The sequence below is a fragment of the Kribbella shirazensis genome (genome assembly GCF_011761605.1).
GTDB classification, from domain to species: Bacteria; Actinomycetota; Actinomycetes; order Propionibacteriales; family Kribbellaceae; genus Kribbella; species Kribbella shirazensis.
The window spans coordinates 2,586,130-2,602,154 of sequence record NZ_JAASRO010000001.1 but is presented as its reverse complement, the minus strand read 5'-3'; the positions used below and the strand labels follow the sequence as shown (position 1 = coordinate 2,602,154).

The window sequence follows — 16,025 nt, the reverse complement described above, 5'->3', positions numbered from 1 at the left end:
TCTAGGACTCGGTTTGGTCGGTGGTGGTGCGGATGCTGGGGAGGCTGTCGATGCCGCGTCCGCGGAGCCGGTAGCTGGCGCCTTTGAGGGTGAGGACGTCGGCGTGGTGGACGATGCGGTCGATCATCGCGGCGGCGACGGCTTGGTCTCCGGAGACGCCGCCCCAGCCGGAGAACGGCAGGTTCGAGGTCAGCACGAGCGAGGCGTGTTCGTAGCGGGATGAGACGAGCTGGAAGAACAGGTTCGCGGCGTCTTGCTCGAACGGGAGGTAGCCGACCTCGTCGACGATGATCAGCCCGTAGCGCCGTAGCCGGGTGAGTTCTTGGGGTAGCTTGCCGGCGCGGTGGGCGTCGGTGAGTCGGGTGACCCAGTCGGTCGCGGTCGCGAACAGCACCCGGTGCCCGTGCCGGGCGGCCGCGACTCCGAGCGCGGTGGCCAGATGGGTCTTCCCAGTGCCCGGCGGCCCGAGCAGGACGACGTTGCGGGCTTCGGTGAGGAAGCCGCCGGAGGCCAGGGCTCCGATCTGCTGGCGGACCGCTGGTTGGGCGTCGAAGTCGAAGTCCTCCAGTGTCTTGGGAGCTGGGAAGCCTGCGGCGCGGATCCGCAGTCGGGCGCCGGAGGCGTTGCGGGCGCTGACTTCGCGTTCGAGGACCGCGGCGAGGTAGTCCTCATGGGTCCAGCCGGCGTCACGGGCCTGGTCGGCCAGCCTGGCGGCGGCCTCGGTGATCCGGGGTGCCTTCAGTGCGCCGGCAAGGTAGGTGATCTGCTTGACCGCGTCGGTGCTCGCGGGGGTCTTCCCGGTGCTCTTTGTGGCCGCCATTAGTTGGCCCCCTCGTCATCGCTGACCAGGCCGAAGGCGCGGTCGTAGTCGCTGAGATCCCGGACCAGATCATCACCGGCGGCAGCTGCGGCAGCTGCGGCGGTGCGTGGTTGCGGGAACTGCTTGCGCAGCCACGCGGCTGTCTCGACATGGACCGGGTCGGTGACGGTGGTTCCTCTGGCCCAGACGCGGGCATGCTCGGCCACGACGCGGCCCTCGCAGCGGACCCGCACGCGGTCGAGGTCTGCTGCGACGTCGACCATCCGGCCGATCACGGTGGGGTCGACGGAATAGTCGTTGGTGTCCAGGCGGACGTAGTAGTCGCGGCCCAGCCTGATCTTGTTGCGCCAGCCCAGGTGCAGCGGGATCGGCGGCAACGCCAGCATCGCCGCCCGGTCGACGTCGACCAGGTCGGCCGGCGCGGCCTTGATGGTGCGCACCACCCGCGCGTTCGCCTGTGTCAGCCAGTCGGTGAACTGGTCGTTGAAGTCCGCCGGCGAGGTGAACCTGCGGCCGGGCATGAACGAGGTCTCGAACCAGCCGTTGCGGCGCTCGACCACCCCCTTGGACTCCGGGTCCCTCGGCGGCAGCAGCACCAACTTGGTGGCCAACGTGCCCATGAACGACGCCACACCCTCGGCCCTGCGCTGGCCACGGCCGATGCCAGGCTCGTTGTCCCAGAGCAGCCGCCGTGGGACCCGTCCGAGCTGCTGGATCAGCTCCCACGTGCCCAACAGCAAGTCTTCGGTCTTACGGGTCGGGATCATCCGGCCGGTGCTGAACCGCGAGTGCGCGGCAGTGATCACCAGCACCGGCAACAGCTTCGCGGTGCCGTCCTCGAGCGGGATCTTGCGCGGCGGGAACCACAGATCACACTGCGCGGCATCGCCCGGCAACCAGACCAACCGGTCCGATGGGTCGACCGGACGATGCTCGGGCCGCAGCCGTTTCACGTTCTCGCGGAACCACCGGATCGACCCAGTCCAGCCCACCCGCTCGGCCAGCACCGTCGCCGGCATGTCCGGAACCTCGGCCAGCAGCGCCCGCACCGCCGGCTCGAACGCCGTGAACGACGTCGGCCCAGGCCTGCGCACATACCGCGGCGGGCAATCCGAGTTCACCGCCTTGATCACCGTCGTCCGCGAGATCCCCAAACGCTCAGCGATCCGCGCCTTCGGCACCCCCTCAGCAGCCAACCTCCTGATCAGCGCCCAGTCCTCCAAAGTGATCACACTCCAATCGTCGAGTGCTCACTTTTCACCGCCGAAAGTGTCCAGTTTTCGAGCGCCGCCGACATCCACGAAAAAACGCGGCACACGCTGGTCAACCCGCATGGGAGAGCCATCTTGCGGCACTGACTCGTGCAGGAGTTCGTTTGGTGTACGGCGAAGACGTCTGGCCTCTCCACACGCCCCGAAGCGCCCCGAATAAGCAGATCCCTTGGCCTGCGATCCGGGACGCGATCGAGGAAGCCGTGTCAAAACGCCCGCCGGCATAGTCCGCCCGGATTTCGAGCTTCGCATGGACCGGTCGGATCGATGCTCGGGTCGCTCCCACCTCGACGGCTGCTCGGGACTTACAGGCCGAGCGCCGACCGCAGAACTGCAAGATCGTGGGCTGCACGGCCAGAATCTGGTCTGATCGCCCCCGGACGGGAGATCGAATCGGCCGACCCGGATGGCGCTTTGCGTCCGCGCACGAACGGCATGACGACGCTACCCTGGCCAACTGCGCGCAGGATCTGTGGGCTGGGGCCGCTCGATCGACTCCTCTACTCGCTAACCCGGCCAGCCGTCTCAACCGCGTGACGGCCTGGCGAGGTTCAGGTGTTCAGGACTGGCTACCCAGTCCTCCCTGCGATCAGAGAACGGTGGGTCTACTTGCGGTACCCATAGGCCGGCCGCGGCTGACGTGGTTAGTTCAGAGACCTGCAGACTGTACGGGATCAGACTCGTCGCCTGAGGGACGGGATCTCGTCTCCGTATTAAGGTGCTAGGTTGTCGACGACGGGTGAAGACTGACCCTCTCGCGACGGTTGAAAGTGAACCCCGTGCGTGACCCTGTGAAGGGTGATGACAGTGGAGGACTGGGCTGAGATCCGTCGGTTGTACAGGTCGGAGGGCAAGGCGATCAAGGCGATCGCGCGTGAGCTGGGGATCTCGCGGAATGCTGTTCGTCGTGCGCTGGCGCGAGACACGGCGCCGAAGTATGTCCGGGTCTCGAGGGGTTCGAGGGTTGATGGGGTCGAACCTCAGATCAGGCAGTTGTTGAAGGAGACCCCGACGATGCCGGCCACGGTGATCGCGGAGCGGATCGGCTGGCAGCATGGGTTGACGGTGCTCAAGGACCGGGTCCGGGTGCTGCGGCCGTACTATCTGCCGTCGGATCCGGCGTCCCGGACGGAATATGACGCGGGGCATCGGGTGCAGTGCGATCTGTGGTTCCCGCCGGCCCGGGTGCCGCTGGGAGCTGGCCAGGCAGGATCACCGCCGGTGCTGGTGATGACGTCTGGCTACTCGCGGATGCGGTGGGCGTTGATGATCGCGTCGCGGCAGGCACCGGACCTGATCGCGGGGCACTGGCAGCTGCTGCAGAATATCGGCGCGGTGCCGCGCGAGCTGGTCTGGGACAACGAGTCCGCGGTGGGGTGTTGGCGGCGCGGCAAGCCGACACTGACGGACGAGTTCGAAACGTTCCGCGGCAGCCTGGGCATCGGGGTGCATCTGTGTCGGCCCCGCGACCCGGAGGCCAAGGGGCTGGTTGAGCGGAACAACGGCTACTTCGAGACCTCGTTCCTGCCCGGGCGGACGTTCATCGGGCACCGCGACTTCAACGCCCAGCTGACCGACTGGCTGGTGCTGGCCAACGCCCGGCACTCACGGCGGATCGGCTGCGCGCCGACGGCACGGTGGGCCACTGACCGGGCGGCGATGCTGGCGATGCCGCCGACGGCTCCGTCGATCGGATGGTCGGCCCGGGTCCGGCTGCCGCGGGACTACTACGTGCGGATCGCGTCCAACGACTATTCCGTCGATCCCGTCGTGGTCGGCCGGTTCGTCGACGTCAACGCGGACCTCACCACGGTCACCATCACCTGCAGCGGCACGGTCGTGGGCAGGCACCAGCGGTGCTGGGCCAGGCACCAGACCATCACCGACCCTGCCCATCGAGAGACCGCGAAGCGTCTTGCCCACTACGCCACAGCGGGCAGAGACCACGCCACCAGCCGAGCGACCGGGGCTGAGGTCGTGGTGGAACGCCGAGACTTGTCGGTCTACGACACCGTGTTCGGCCTGACCCACCCGGCCGGGCAGGCCGGGCACGCCGGGCAGGCCGGGGATCGCGCCGGCGGAGAGGTGGCGTGATGGCAACCCGCGCGAGCTCGCCCGGCAAGCCCGGCACGGTCGTCAAGACCGAACGAGACCTGAGTGGTGAACTGGCGTTCCTGACCAGGGCGTTGAAGGCACCAACCCTGCGCGAAGCCGTCCCACGACTGGCCGAACGAGCCAGGGCCGAGTCATGGACGCATGAGGAGTTCCTGGCCGCATGTCTGCAACGCGAAGTCTCAGCCCGTGAGTCCCACGGCGGCGAGGGCCGGATCCGGGCCGCTAGATTCCCCGCCCGCAAGAGCCTCGAGGAGTTCGACTTCGACCACGCCCGCGGACTCAAACGCGACGTCATCGCCCACCTCGGCACACTCGACTTCATCGCCGGCAAGGAGAACGTGGTGTTCCTCGGACCACCCGGCACCGGCAAGACTCACCTCGCCACCGGCATCGCCATCCGCGCCTGCCAAGCCGGCCACCGCGTCCTGTTCGCCACCGCCGCCGAATGGGTCGACCGGCTCGCCGAAACCCACACCGCGGGCCGGCTCCAAGACGAACTCCGCCGCCTAGGCCGCTACCCACTACTCGTCATCGACGAAGTCGGCTACATCCCCTTCGAACACGAAGCCGCGAACCTCTTCTTCCAACTCGTCTCGTCACGCTACGAACGAGCATCCCTGATCGTGACCAGCAACAAAGAGTTCGGCCGCTGGGGCGAAGTCTTCGGAGACGACACCGTCGCCGCCGCCATGATCGACCGGCTCGTCCACCACGCCGACGTCATCGCCCTCAAAGGCGACTCCTACCGCCTCAAGAACCACAACCTCGGCCGGATCCCCACACCGACCGACGACCAACCATGACAACCAGCAAGGGGGTTCACTTTCAACCGCCGCAAAGGGGTCCGTTTTCAACCGTCGTTGACATAGGTCCCGGGCCGGAGGCTGACCCAGCCAGTCAGCGGACCGGGTGAAGGATTGAGAGAAGTGGGGGTACGACTGTGACAAATGGCGAAGTTGCCGAAGGATCCGCTGATCAGTATGCGCTGAAGGTCGCCGACGGTTCTTACAAGTGGTACAGGTCCCACGCGATACGTTCGAGGCAGTCTCACAAGTGGACCCAGGTACTCCTTGTGCTCACATCCGCGGCAATACCAGTTTCTGGGCTCGCGAATAGAGGAGGCGCACTACTGCCATCTCTCATAGGTGCGGTGGTGTTCATCCTCGTCGGTCTGCGCTCAACATTTCACTGGCATGAAAACTACCTGCGCTACAGTCAGGCAAGGGAAGCGGTGGAAGCAGAGCGCCGCTCATTTCACGTCGGCGCCCCGCCGTATGACGATCGCGCAAAACGGGCCCAATTGCTCGTTGCTGCAGTAACTCGAATCGAGCAGGAAGAGATGGGAACATGGCTTCGCACGGTCTCGATGGAACCCAAGGCTGGTCCCAGCCTTGCAGCACGGCCTGCGAATGACTGATCAATGGAGTAACTGTCACTGCGGTGTAGTCCCGCGTTTCTCGGACAGACTCTGTCCAAGTGGCGGTCCCACCCAGGTCACCAGCGTCAATCGCCAAATGCGCTCCCGCTCCCCTTTGCATACTCTCTGACGAGCCAGGAACGGTCGACCTGAGCGAACTCCTGCAGCTTCGCATCCTGATCGCCTCTAACGGAGTCGGTCCGCGAAATCTCCCGCGCCACCGCCAGTCGCAAGTCTCGGTGCGCCTCGGGCCAAAGTTCTTCAACTCGGCCGTGAGCGACGCGTCGCACTGACTCGCTAGCGAAGTCCCCCCGCCAGAGCGCAGGGAGTGCGGCTGCCTGAACGCGCGGGTGCGGGTCGTACAGTGCACCGAGCAATGCCGCATCTCGGGCGGCGGAGGCGAACGCCTGGCGAGATAGCCAGCTGATGCTGTCCACCGCCAGCTTCCGAACTCGGGTATCAGGATCGCGGGACGCAGCGAGCAGCTCTGCGTCAAGGTCGAAAACGGGTCCGAATCGTGCGCGAAGAGCGATCCTCGAGATGTCATCAAGTCGCTGATCCGCGCTCAGATCATCAGTCATGAACGACGCGATCTTGCGCGCACTGAGAGCGCCCTCAACGTCAGCCGCGTCAAGCAAACCATGCTCCGCCAAGAGCCGCAGCGCATTCAAGGACGCAAGCCTCTGCTCTGCCAGTACCCGCCCACTGCTCGCCATCTCAACAAGGGCCGCGATTGCAGTCGAGTCATGCCGCTCAGTCGCGAAAAGCAGGCGAGCCACATTCCAGGCTGGCTGACTCGCGTGGCCAGCATATCTGCCGCGGTCCGCGTCTGCGATGTCCTGATAGATCCTTTCGATCGCGGCCTGCAATGACGAGTCAATAAGTGAGTTCGGAACGAACTCGGGCACGCTAACAGCAGCCTCTGGAACAGACCCATGGGGCATCAGCGCCAAAAGCCGATCCCGAAGATCTTGCTCGTTACCTGCGGCTCGCCATAGGCGCGGAAGCACACTCCAGCCTCGCGATTTCCAATCCTCATGCGGCCCGCTTGCAGTCGTTACTACCGCGCTAAGCATCCTCCCAATGACACGCAGTGGCAGAGCTTCTACCAGGGACGGGCTCAGACAGCGAGCAAGCAGGGCGATCGAAGCATCATCCGAATCCAGCGATCGCTCTAGCATGGCCGGCGACCGATTTAACAATGCTGCATGCAAGTATAGTTCGGTAGCTTCTAAACCGTAGCCAGTCGCAATCGATGGCAAGCGGCTGTTTGCCAGCAGGGAGTCAACTAGCTCATCAGGCATCTCATCCCACAAAGTCTGGCATGCTTCAAGCCATCGTTCCCTGCCGAAGACGTTGCGGCCTCCGCGCAGTTGAACAGTCAGCAGGTCAGCGACTGATTCTTTAGTGAGGTACGCCTCGCTCGAGTCGATAAGATTTCCAATTTGCGATCCGCCTCCCCTCACCCAAAGACCGATACCTCGCGCCACATCAACTGGTGTTCGACTGTTTCCGAGGATGAGAGCTGCATGAAGCCTGTGAATGGCTGGCATCAACCAAACAGCACCGGCCCAACTCGCTTGCAGTTCTGCCGATTGGATATCAACCCCTTCCACTGCGCTTGCGCCACCAAGTGTAATTGTTCGAGTCCAAGGACTGCGAAAAGACCTCTTAAACTGATCATCAATTTCACGGCGCGCCGCGTTATCTGCCCGATCCATAATCCAAGGAAAGCGGGTCATATCGGAATCTTTGCGTGACCCAAGCGTGAAGGATTGCGTTCGTCCAAACCAGTTGCCGACACCATCCAGGACCCGGCGCAACTCACCACCAGCGTGCCTGTGCGCCTCGTCGTAGTGGTGCGTCGCCACCTCGAGCCAGCCGTGGTCAGTCGCCCAGGTCGCGAGCTTGCAGTGACACCTTGCTACTAGATCTCTGACTCCGCGACCCTCAAGCTGATTCAACCTGAACTCGACGCGCCTAAAGTCCGCAGCCGTAGCGTCCGCCATCCATGCGAGCATGAGAAGCCCCAAAAGCCCGCGGACGCCGGCGTGCCTAGCGACCATTTTGTAATGCTGCTTCGCTGTCGCCTCGTCGCCCCCGAGCTCTGACCTCAATCCCTCGGCTGCCCGACGGAGTGGAGACATCCGCGCTGGAACAGCCTCTTCTCGACTTGGATCGAGCGCCCCAGCGTTGAGCCGGATCGCGGCGAGGAACAGCCGGACGTCCTCCCGTTCCGAATCCGCAACCGCCGGGACGTTCCAGGTGATACAGGCCCGGTAGATGTCCTCATCTGGCAATTCAGCGCGACTCATTGAACAACTCCTGCCTGCGACCGCTGTGCGTTATGTCTGCTAACGCGGCCGCGATGACCGTCACCATCGCGCACGTAGCATCCTCGCTTCCTGGCGGGCCTGTTTCGAGGTACATGAACTTGTCCTGATTGCGCTTTAGGAACCGCGCCAGGTCTGTTCTGTTCCCAATCGACTTCGACTCCCGCATCCAGATCACAGATAGCTGAACATCGTCTTGTTCAAGCACTCCTTCAATCTCGGCTCGGGTTCCTCGCCGGATCTTGCCCCACAGCAGCACGACGGTTGCGTGGGCCGCCTGAGCACGCCGCACGAACTCCGCATTCGGATCGCCAGGAGTCTTCAGCGGCGCATCCTGCTCCCAGCGATCAGTCCTGAGAACGAAGGGTCGATCCTGATCCCGGCGGATGCGGAACTGCTCATCCACCGCCCTGACCAGCGCATCGAAGAGGTCACGCTGAGGAAGGAGATCATTCCCCGAGGACAGAAACAGGACGAACTCAGCAACCGGTGCGCCCGGACGCAGTATGAAGCCTTTCGGTCCAGTTGGCATCCAAGTCCCGTCTTCCAGCAGGCCGCCCTAGCGCTGGCGTTCCGGTGGCAGCAGCGCCGTGAGCAAGATACCGAACTCGCGCAGCTGGTGGGTTCAACCGCCCCCGCAGCTGGATGTCATCACTCTATGTGTTGCTGCCTGCACGTTTCGTTCTCGTTCGAGTCCTCTCGAGATCCCGCTTTGGAGGAGTCGCCGGGGGCGTATGGGGCTCCGAAGTCGTCGCCGCAGGAGCATCGCGCTGGAGCGAGCCACCTCCCTTACCGTCTGCACGATGCTCGCCGGTGCTGACCGCCGCTACCGAGATCCAGTAGCCCACGCCCGCGACTGTGGCGGGCCGGACGGCCTACTGTGGATGCACTTCAGCGGGGAACAGCAGGGGAACGAACACGAGTCGAACTAAGCAACCTGGAGTCGAAAGCCGGCGAACTCGGGACGTCTCAAAGCGCTCAGCGTGGCGCATGTCAACCGAGCGCGTCGGTTTCCTAAACCGTGCGTCGCAGGTTCGAATCCTGCCGGGGCACAGCCACTGACCGCAGCGATGCAGTCCGCCGATCGTTGACTCCAGCGCCCAGGCGTGTTTGGGGCACATGCTCATGAGATTCGCAGCGTCATGGGGTGCGGTGGCGCTGCGGCCCGGCGAGGTCCAGCACTTGCACCAGGCTGCGCTCCGGCGCGTCGATACCCGAGCAGAGCACAGGTCGCCGCCACGGAGTGAGTTGCCACTCTGTGGCGGCGACGGCGTTCCGGCAGCCAGTCCTCACCAGTTCCAGGCAACCCCGCGTCGGCACTGGTTGACCGGAGGCGTTCCCTTGCGGCCGCCGAAGACCGAGACGACCTTCGTGCCTTCAGGATTGGTGTAGCAGGCGTCAAGCCGCGCCTGCTGTTCCCGATACGTCTTTGCGGACTCGTAAACGACCTTGCCGGCGGCATCGTAGGCCCGAATGGTTTCCCTCGGCGCCGAATCGGGCTTGGGCCGCTCGACAGTGTCCACGTATTTCATCGGCGCGAAGAAGAACCCGTTCCGCAGCACTGCCTCGGTCTCCGGTCCGGAGCCGCTTGCGATCGTGATACGAGCCACGCCCTTCGTGTAGGTTCCGACGCCTGTGTCTTTCAGGTTGACCACGGCCATTTCGGTGTCGCCCCTGATGCCCCAGGCCAAGTCCTTGTGTTTCCCTTTGGCGTCGATGCCACAAGCAATGTGCTTCCCGCCGTAGTCGAGAACGACCCAGGCGATTGTGGCGGCGTCAGCGGGAGGGTTCACCCACTTGAACCCGTCCTTGATCGTGTACTTTCGATCGGCCCCCTTGGGAATCCCCTTGTCAGGACCGTGGCATTCCTGGACGTATGCACGCTGCTCGGCTTCGGTCAGTGGCTCGACGGCTGGTCTTACGGGAGTGGCGCCCGGTCCGGACACCGCTGGCTGAGCGTCGTCGCCGCCCAAGGCCGGCAGTCCGATCGCAAGGCCGGCGGCGAGTGCGACGACTGCCGCAGCCGCAGCGAGCGGGACAAACCGTCGACGAGGTGTGGCCTGAGCAAACTCGTGATCGACGATTGCGATCAACTCGTCGCGCTGCCGGTTGCGAGTCGCCGGGCGAAGGTCACCCTCCGGCGGCGGAGTGAGCCTGGTGTTCATGCCTGAGCCTCCAGTGAAGAAATGAGATCGAGCTCTCGTAGATGCTTACGGGCTCGGGACAGACGGGATTTGACCGTGCCGATCGGGACGTCCAGGGCGATGGCGGCCGCCTGCTGGTCGAGGCCTGCCCAGATGCAGAGTTCGACGATCTCGCGTTCGTGCTTCGGCAGCAGCGTCAGCGCCTCCCGGGCGATGCGAACCTGCTCATCGTCGGCGACTCGATTGACCACCTCGTCGGCGTGGTCACGCACGTGCTCGCTCAGCACGTTGGCGGCCGCGATCGCCCGGCGATACCGGGCCTTGGAACGCCAATCGTTGCGCGCTGTGTACTCCGCGACGCGGTACAGCCAGGGCAAAGCAGAGTCGCGGTCGAGAACGACCTCGGTACGTCGTCGCCAGGCGTGCAGGAACACTGCCGAGGTCAAGTCCTCGGCGTCACTCCATGATCCGGTCCGGCGGTGCAGAAAGTTGTAGATCGCCCGGGAATGCCGATCGTAGAGCTGACCGAACGCCGCCGAGTCACCCTCCGAGGCTCGCTCCCACAAGTTCCGGTCACTGCACTTCGCCACAGCCAGATCATCGCGCCCTGCTGGTAGGACCATCACGGGCTGATACCTGTCATGTTGCGGCACATCTGTGCTCCCATCTCGTAGCGAACCCGAATGACTTGCATCTGGGTAGTGTCTGAGGGAGCGGGCAGGTTCCCCACCTGACAACTTGTGCCACGCAGGTGAGCCAGCATCCATGGCGATCAGACCAGTTCTCGCGTATCTCCGCATCCACAGCACCTAGACCGTGCGTCGCAGGTTGGAATCCTGCCGGGGCACTGCCTCGCTCACCTGTGGAAATCAGCAGCGGTGCGGCCCTGGCGGACACTTACGATGGGGACATGTCCGCGTCGCCGTCCTCCGACCTGCCGTCTGTTGCCGACGTCGCTGAAAGCGTCGTCGGCGTGGTCGAGCGGATCGTGCGCGGTGAGACGCATGCGTTCGCCTTTGGGGACGGTGGTGTGCCGGAGGCGGTTATCGCTAGCTACGACCAGTACGACGATCTGCGCGGTGAGGACAGCCTCGGCAGGTACCGGGCTGTGGTCGCTCCCGAGGTGCTCGGCCGGCAGTTGCCGGAGATGGTCGAGGCGATGCGACGCGGAGCCTTCGGTCCTCCGGTGCTCGTGGGCAGCGATGCGGAACCGGTGCTGGTGGTGATGTCGACCCAGCAGTACCGCACTCTGCGCGGCGACGACGAGCCGCCGCCGGGCGTGATCGACGACCCGACGGTCCGCAGCTACGACTCGGCACCGACGCCGGGCAGCAAACCGTTCAGCGTGGACGAGTGGGCCAAGGACGACCCGTTCACCCAGCAGATGCTCGACGAGATCCGCCAGGAACGCGGTAGTCGCGGAGGCCAAGCGATAGGCGGCTGATGAGCGGCTGCCGCAGTTGGATAACCTTCGGGTAGTTGAGCGATCCGGTATAGTGCGCAACTCGGTGGGTGGGGCGCGGGGTGTTGGGGTTCTCGGATGGGGGTTCGGGAACCTTTTCTGCGGGCCGGGCATCGAGTGGTGCAGATGGGGTGAGGCCTGCTTCCTTCGCGGGGGCGGGTGGGGCGAGGGTTCAGGGCCTGGGGGTCAATACCGTGAAGCGGAATGCGCACGAGCGCCGAGATGGGCTGGCTGCGTCTGGGGAGAGTGCGGTTGCGCGGGACGGGATGCCGGCGCGGCTTGACGCGTCGGTGCGGCTGCTTGTGGGGCCGGCCAACTTTGCGGGGCAGGGGACGCGGTGGGCGCGCGCGCTCGAGGAGCGGGCGCCGGGGGTGAAGGCGACCTCGTTCGCGTTCTCCAAGGGGGTTCTCGACTACCCGGTCGACTACGGGGTCCCGGCGCGCACGTACCGGCGCAATCCCCGGTGGCGGGTGAACTTCTACAACCATGTCGTGGGCAACTACACGCACGTGCTGATCGAGGCGTCCCGGTCGCTCTTCGGCCCGCTGTACGGGCCGGACGGGTCGTACGAGATCCGGCCGCTGCTCCACAAGGGTCTGCACGTCGGGCTCATCGCGCACGGCTCGGACGTCCGCATCCCCAGCCGGCACGTCGAGATCGAACCGTGGTCGCCGTTCCCCGACATCGAGGACGAACACGTCGAGCTGCTCGAACGCAACGCCACCCGCGCCGTCGAGCTGTTCACGTCGTACCCAGGCCCGGTGTACGTCTCCACGCCCGACCTCCTCGACTACGTCCCCAACGCCGTCTGGTGCCCGGTGATCGTCGACGTCGACACCTGGCGCAGCAACGCCCCGGTGCTCGAGCACGACAAGCCCGTGGTGGCCCACGCGCCCAGCAAGTCGGCGATGAAGGGCTCCGAGCTCATCGACCCGATCATGGAGCGCCTGGCCGAGCGCGGTCTCATCACCTATCGCCGGGTCGAGGGCGTCGACCCGGCGGACATGCCGGCCGTGTACCGCGACGCCGATATCGTCCTCGACCAGTTCCGCGTCGGCAGCTACGGGGTCGCCGCGTGCGAGGCCATGGCGGCGGGCCGGGTCGTGGTCGGCCACATCGCTCAGCATGTCCGCGACCGTGTGACCGCAGACACCGGGCTCGAGCTGCCGATCGTTGGTGCGACCCCCGATACCGTCGAGCAGGTCGTGCTCGATCTGATCGCGCACCCGGAGAAGGCTCGCGAGACCGCCGCGCGCGGGCCGGCCTTCGTCGAGCAGGTGCACGACGGCCGCTGGTCGGCCGACGCGCTGGCGCCGTTCGTGGAGGAGCCGAAGCCGGTGCCGGCCGGCTGGCGTCCGTCGTGGATCCGGCCCAAGGTCGTCATGATGGCCGGTAACGACATCGTCAGCGACTCCCGCGTGCTCAAGTACGCGCAGACGGTGGCGAACTGGGATCTCGACGTCACCTGCATCGGTCTTCCCGGACGCAGGCTCAGAGGTGTGCGCCAGTTCGGCAAGGTGCAGGTGATGTGCCCGCCCATCCCGTCGAAGGTGCTGCTGACGGGCTGGCGCAAGCGAGTCGCGAACGTCAAGGCCAGTCTCAAGGTCAACTTCAAGCTGTTCTTCAGCACCGAGGCCGAGTACCTGCTGGCCTACAGCCGCTGGCAGTACGCGAGCCGCGAACTGCGCGCCGAACGCGGCCGCGACCATCGTGATCGCGAACGTATCGGCGCAGAATCCGGCGTACGGCGGTCCGTCGTCGACCGGGTACGGCGAGCGGCGCGTTGGCGGACGTTGCGGCTGCACCGCGCCGTCCTTCAGGCTCGTGCGTACTTCGTCCGGCGGCCCAAGCCCGACGTCGATCTCACCGACCTGGGCATCGGCAGGCGGCGCCAGTTGCTGCTCGCCCTGCACCGGCGCCTGCCGTCGGGCCGCTGGCGGCGGGTGATGCCCGAGGTGGTGGACCAGGAGCTGACGCTGGGCCCGCTGCTCGACCGCCTGCTGATCGAGGTCATCCACGTCCACGACGTGTTCATGCTCGGCATCGCGGCCCGCGCGGCGCACCGGGCAGCCCTGGACGGACGCACGATCAAGATCATCTACGACGCCCACGAGTACATCCCGGGTGTGCCGGTGGTGGCCCCGCGCCGGGTCGCGGCGTACAGCGATCTCGAACGCGAGTTCATCCGCGACGCCGACCGCGTCATCACGGTGTCGGAGCCGCTCGCGCACTGGCTGCAGCGCGACCACAAGCTGGCCGGCCTGCCCGCCGTCGTCCTCAACGCGCCGGTCGAGCCGCCCGAGGACGCCGACGTCAAGGGACTACGCGACCTGCTGCAGCTGTCCGAGGGCATCCCACTCCTGGTGTACGGCGGAGGCGTCAACCGCGCCCGTGGCGTCGGGACAGCCGTCGAGGCACTCCCCCAACTGCCCGACGTCCACCTCGCGATCGTCGCCCGGCCGAACTCCGTCACCGCGGAGTTGCAGGCCCGCGCCGCCGAACTCGGCGTGAGCGACCGCGTGCACCTCGCACCGTTCGTCGCCGCCGAGGTCGTGCCGTTGTACCTGCGCTCGGCCAGCATCGGCCTCAGCCCGCTGCTGCACGCGCCCAACCACGACATCGCCGTGACCAACAAGTTCTGCGAGTACATCGCCGCGGGCCTGCCCATCATCACCAGCGACACCCCGGCACAGGCCGACCTGGTGAACGAACTCGACCTCGGCGCCGTCTACACCGCGGGCGACGTGGACGGACTGGTCCAAGCGGTCTTGACGGTCCTCGCCGACCGTGACCGCATCGCGAAGCGCATCGCCGCCGACCCCGAGCTACTGCACCGCTTCTCCTGGGCCGCCCAGGCCGAGGTCATCCGATCGGTGTACGCCGACATCCTGGAGCAGAAACTCCCCGCCGCCGCCTATGCATCCGGCGCCACCACCGTCCGCAAACTCCTCCCCGGCCCACCCGAGCTTCCGGAAACGAACTGGCGCGCCTCCAGACGAGCCGCGGCGAAGAGCTCTCGCTGAGTCGTTGCGCCACTCCCCCGGTGGGCCGAAGATGAGGCATTGATCGGGTGGCGCACCGGGCTCCTCACGAGGGCGCAGGCGCCACCCTGGGGGAAGGGGAATCGGATGAGGAAGTTCGTGCTGCTCGGGGGAGCTGTGATCGGGCTGATGCTGGGATTGCTCACGCCGGCGATGGCCGCCACACCCGGCGCGCTGAGCCCGGCGACGGCGTCCGCCAACTGCGCTGCCTTCTTCGGCGTCGCGGCCGGACCTGAGCCGCTGTCCGCCTGCCAGTGGGACATGCGTGCCATCGGGGTCGGAGCGGCGTCGTACGCCAACGCCACCGGGGACGGCGTCGAGGTCGGAGTGATCGACAGCGGGGTCGACCTGACCCATCCCGATCTCGTCGGCAACCTCGACGTCGCGCGGTCGTGTTCGTTCATCTTCTCGACGACGCCGACGGCCGACCCGCAGGAGGTCGCAGGAGGCAACTGCGCCAACAAGGCCGCCGTACAGGATCTGCAAGGCCACGGGACACATGTCGCCACCACGATCGCCGGCCGCCTGAACGGCGTCGGAATCGCCGGGGTGGCGCCTGATGCCACGGTCGTGGCCATCAAGGCCTGCACGATCGTGGGCTACTGCTTCGCCGACTCGGTCGCCGCGGCGCTCCGGTACGCCGGTGACCAGCGCCTCGACGTGGTCAACCTGAGCCTGTTCGCCGACCCGTGGCTCTACTTCTGCGGCAACGACGCCAACCAGCGGGCGATCCTCCACGACCTGCAGAGCAGTGCGCGGTACGCACAGCAGCGCGGCGTCGTGATCGTGGCCGCAGCCGGCAACGAGGCGCAGGACCTCGGGCACCCGACGACGGACGTCATCAGCCCGGACTGGCCGCCGGACTCAGCTGTGGAACGTGTGGTGCACAACAACTGCCGCGTCGCCCCCGCTGAACTCCCCGGTGTCATTGCGGTATCTGCTTCCGGCGTGACCACACTGGCCGGCTACTCCAACACCGGTGGTCCGACAGTCGACGTCACAGCACCTGGTGGCGACGCGGCGCAGACTCCTGGTACGACGTACGGCCGGATCCTCGCCGGATGGTCGAGCACCGACGAAACCGGTCAGTGGGAAGCACTCGCAGCTGCCGGGCGCGCGGTCGAGGACGCGAACGGTGCCCGCTGGGTGTGGATCAGCGGGACGTCCATGGCATCGCCACATGCGGCAGGCGTGGCGGCGCTGATTCGGGAGCTCCATCCCAACTGGAGCCCGGGCGCTGTCGCTGCGGAGCTTCGCCGCAGCGCGACGCCGATGGCGTGCCCGGCCGTCTGGCCGGCCGATGACGTCCGCCGCTGCACAGGTGGACCGTCGAGCACGACCTTCTTCGGCGCCGGCATGGTGAACGCCTTGGCGGCCACGTCCTGACGTCGAAGTATGCGGTGGGGCGGGGCATCCCCCGCC

12 protein-coding genes are annotated in these 16,025 nt (G+C 66.1%); 6 read left to right on the top strand and 6 right to left on the bottom strand.

Translation table 11 applies throughout. The features are described 5' to 3' along the window. Position 1: 1 nt before the first annotated feature. Together istB (BJY22_RS12765) and istA (BJY22_RS12760) are read right to left on the bottom strand one after the other, a co-directional pair. On the bottom strand, positions 2 to 820 hold the full coding sequence (istB, locus tag BJY22_RS12765) for an IS21-like element helper ATPase IstB (protein ID WP_167206454.1): 819 nt from the start codon (positions 818 to 820) through the stop codon (positions 2 to 4). After that, a complete protein-coding gene (gene istA, locus BJY22_RS12760; RefSeq protein WP_167206452.1) occupies positions 820 to 2,052 on the bottom strand; it encodes an IS21 family transposase in 1,233 nt (410 codons plus the stop codon). Before istA (BJY22_RS12760) ends, istB (BJY22_RS12765) begins: the two co-directional genes overlap by 1 nt. Before the next feature lie 837 nt (positions 2,053 to 2,889). Between istA (BJY22_RS12760) and istA (BJY22_RS12755) the strand changes: the two genes are divergently transcribed. The 3 genes from istA (BJY22_RS12755) to BJY22_RS12745 all read left to right on the top strand — a co-directional run bounded on the left by istA (BJY22_RS12755) (position 2,890) and on the right by BJY22_RS12745 (position 5,623). Beyond that, positions 2,890 to 4,185: an IS21 family transposase gene (gene istA / locus BJY22_RS12755; protein ID WP_337758587.1), complete on the top strand. Its 1,296-nt coding sequence runs from the start codon at positions 2,890 to 2,892 to the stop codon at positions 4,183 to 4,185. Further along, the gene (gene istB, locus BJY22_RS12750) at positions 4,185 to 5,009 is read left to right on the top strand and encodes an IS21-like element helper ATPase IstB (RefSeq protein ID WP_167206450.1); all 825 of its coding nucleotides are present in this window, start codon (positions 4,185 to 4,187) and stop codon (positions 5,007 to 5,009) included. The genes istA (BJY22_RS12755) and istB (BJY22_RS12750) overlap by 1 nt, the downstream gene beginning before the upstream one ends. 137 nt (positions 5,010 to 5,146) lie before the next feature. Next, on the top strand, positions 5,147 to 5,623 hold the full coding sequence (locus tag BJY22_RS12745) for a DUF4231 domain-containing protein (RefSeq protein ID WP_167206448.1): 477 nt from the start codon (positions 5,147 to 5,149) through the stop codon (positions 5,621 to 5,623). An 86-nt stretch (positions 5,624 to 5,709) separates the two neighbouring features. Here the strand turns inward: BJY22_RS12745 and BJY22_RS12740 are convergent, their stop codons facing one another. The 4 genes from BJY22_RS12740 to BJY22_RS12725 all read right to left on the bottom strand — a co-directional run bounded on the left by BJY22_RS12740 (position 5,710) and on the right by BJY22_RS12725 (position 10,753). Continuing rightward, positions 5,710 to 7,938, bottom strand: a complete 2,229-nt coding sequence (locus tag BJY22_RS12740; RefSeq protein ID WP_238350351.1) for a hypothetical protein — start codon at positions 7,936 to 7,938, stop codon at positions 5,710 to 5,712. Next, the gene (locus BJY22_RS12735) at positions 7,925 to 8,488 is read right to left on the bottom strand and encodes a hypothetical protein (protein ID WP_167206444.1); all 564 of its coding nucleotides are present in this window, start codon (positions 8,486 to 8,488) and stop codon (positions 7,925 to 7,927) included. The genes BJY22_RS12740 and BJY22_RS12735 overlap by 14 nt, the downstream gene beginning before the upstream one ends. A gap of 757 nt (positions 8,489 to 9,245) precedes the next feature. Next, on the bottom strand, positions 9,246 to 10,121 hold the full coding sequence (locus BJY22_RS12730) for a hypothetical protein (protein WP_167206442.1): 876 nt from the start codon (positions 10,119 to 10,121) through the stop codon (positions 9,246 to 9,248). Continuing rightward, positions 10,118 to 10,753 (bottom strand): RNA polymerase sigma factor, encoded by a 636-nt coding sequence (locus BJY22_RS12725; protein ID WP_337758586.1) that lies wholly within the window; start codon positions 10,751 to 10,753, stop codon positions 10,118 to 10,120. The genes BJY22_RS12730 and BJY22_RS12725 overlap by 4 nt, the downstream gene beginning before the upstream one ends. A 257-nt stretch (positions 10,754 to 11,010) precedes the next feature. Between BJY22_RS12725 and BJY22_RS12720 the strand changes: the two genes are divergently transcribed. From BJY22_RS12720 to BJY22_RS12710, 3 genes are all read left to right on the top strand, one after another. Next, positions 11,011 to 11,544: a hypothetical protein gene (locus BJY22_RS12720; RefSeq protein ID WP_167206440.1), complete on the top strand. Its 534-nt coding sequence runs from the start codon at positions 11,011 to 11,013 to the stop codon at positions 11,542 to 11,544. Positions 11,545 to 11,828: 284 nt separating this feature from the next. Next, positions 11,829 to 14,585 carry a glycosyltransferase gene (locus tag BJY22_RS12715; protein ID WP_167206438.1) on the top strand — a complete coding sequence of 919 codons (2,757 nt, stop codon included), beginning with the start codon at positions 11,829 to 11,831 and terminating at the stop codon, positions 14,583 to 14,585. Positions 14,586 to 14,690: 105 nt separating this feature from the next. Continuing rightward, positions 14,691 to 15,989, top strand: coding sequence for a S8 family peptidase (locus BJY22_RS12710; protein ID WP_167206436.1), 1,299 nt, complete (start codon positions 14,691 to 14,693; stop codon positions 15,987 to 15,989). Positions 15,990 to 16,025: the final 36 nt, after the last annotated feature.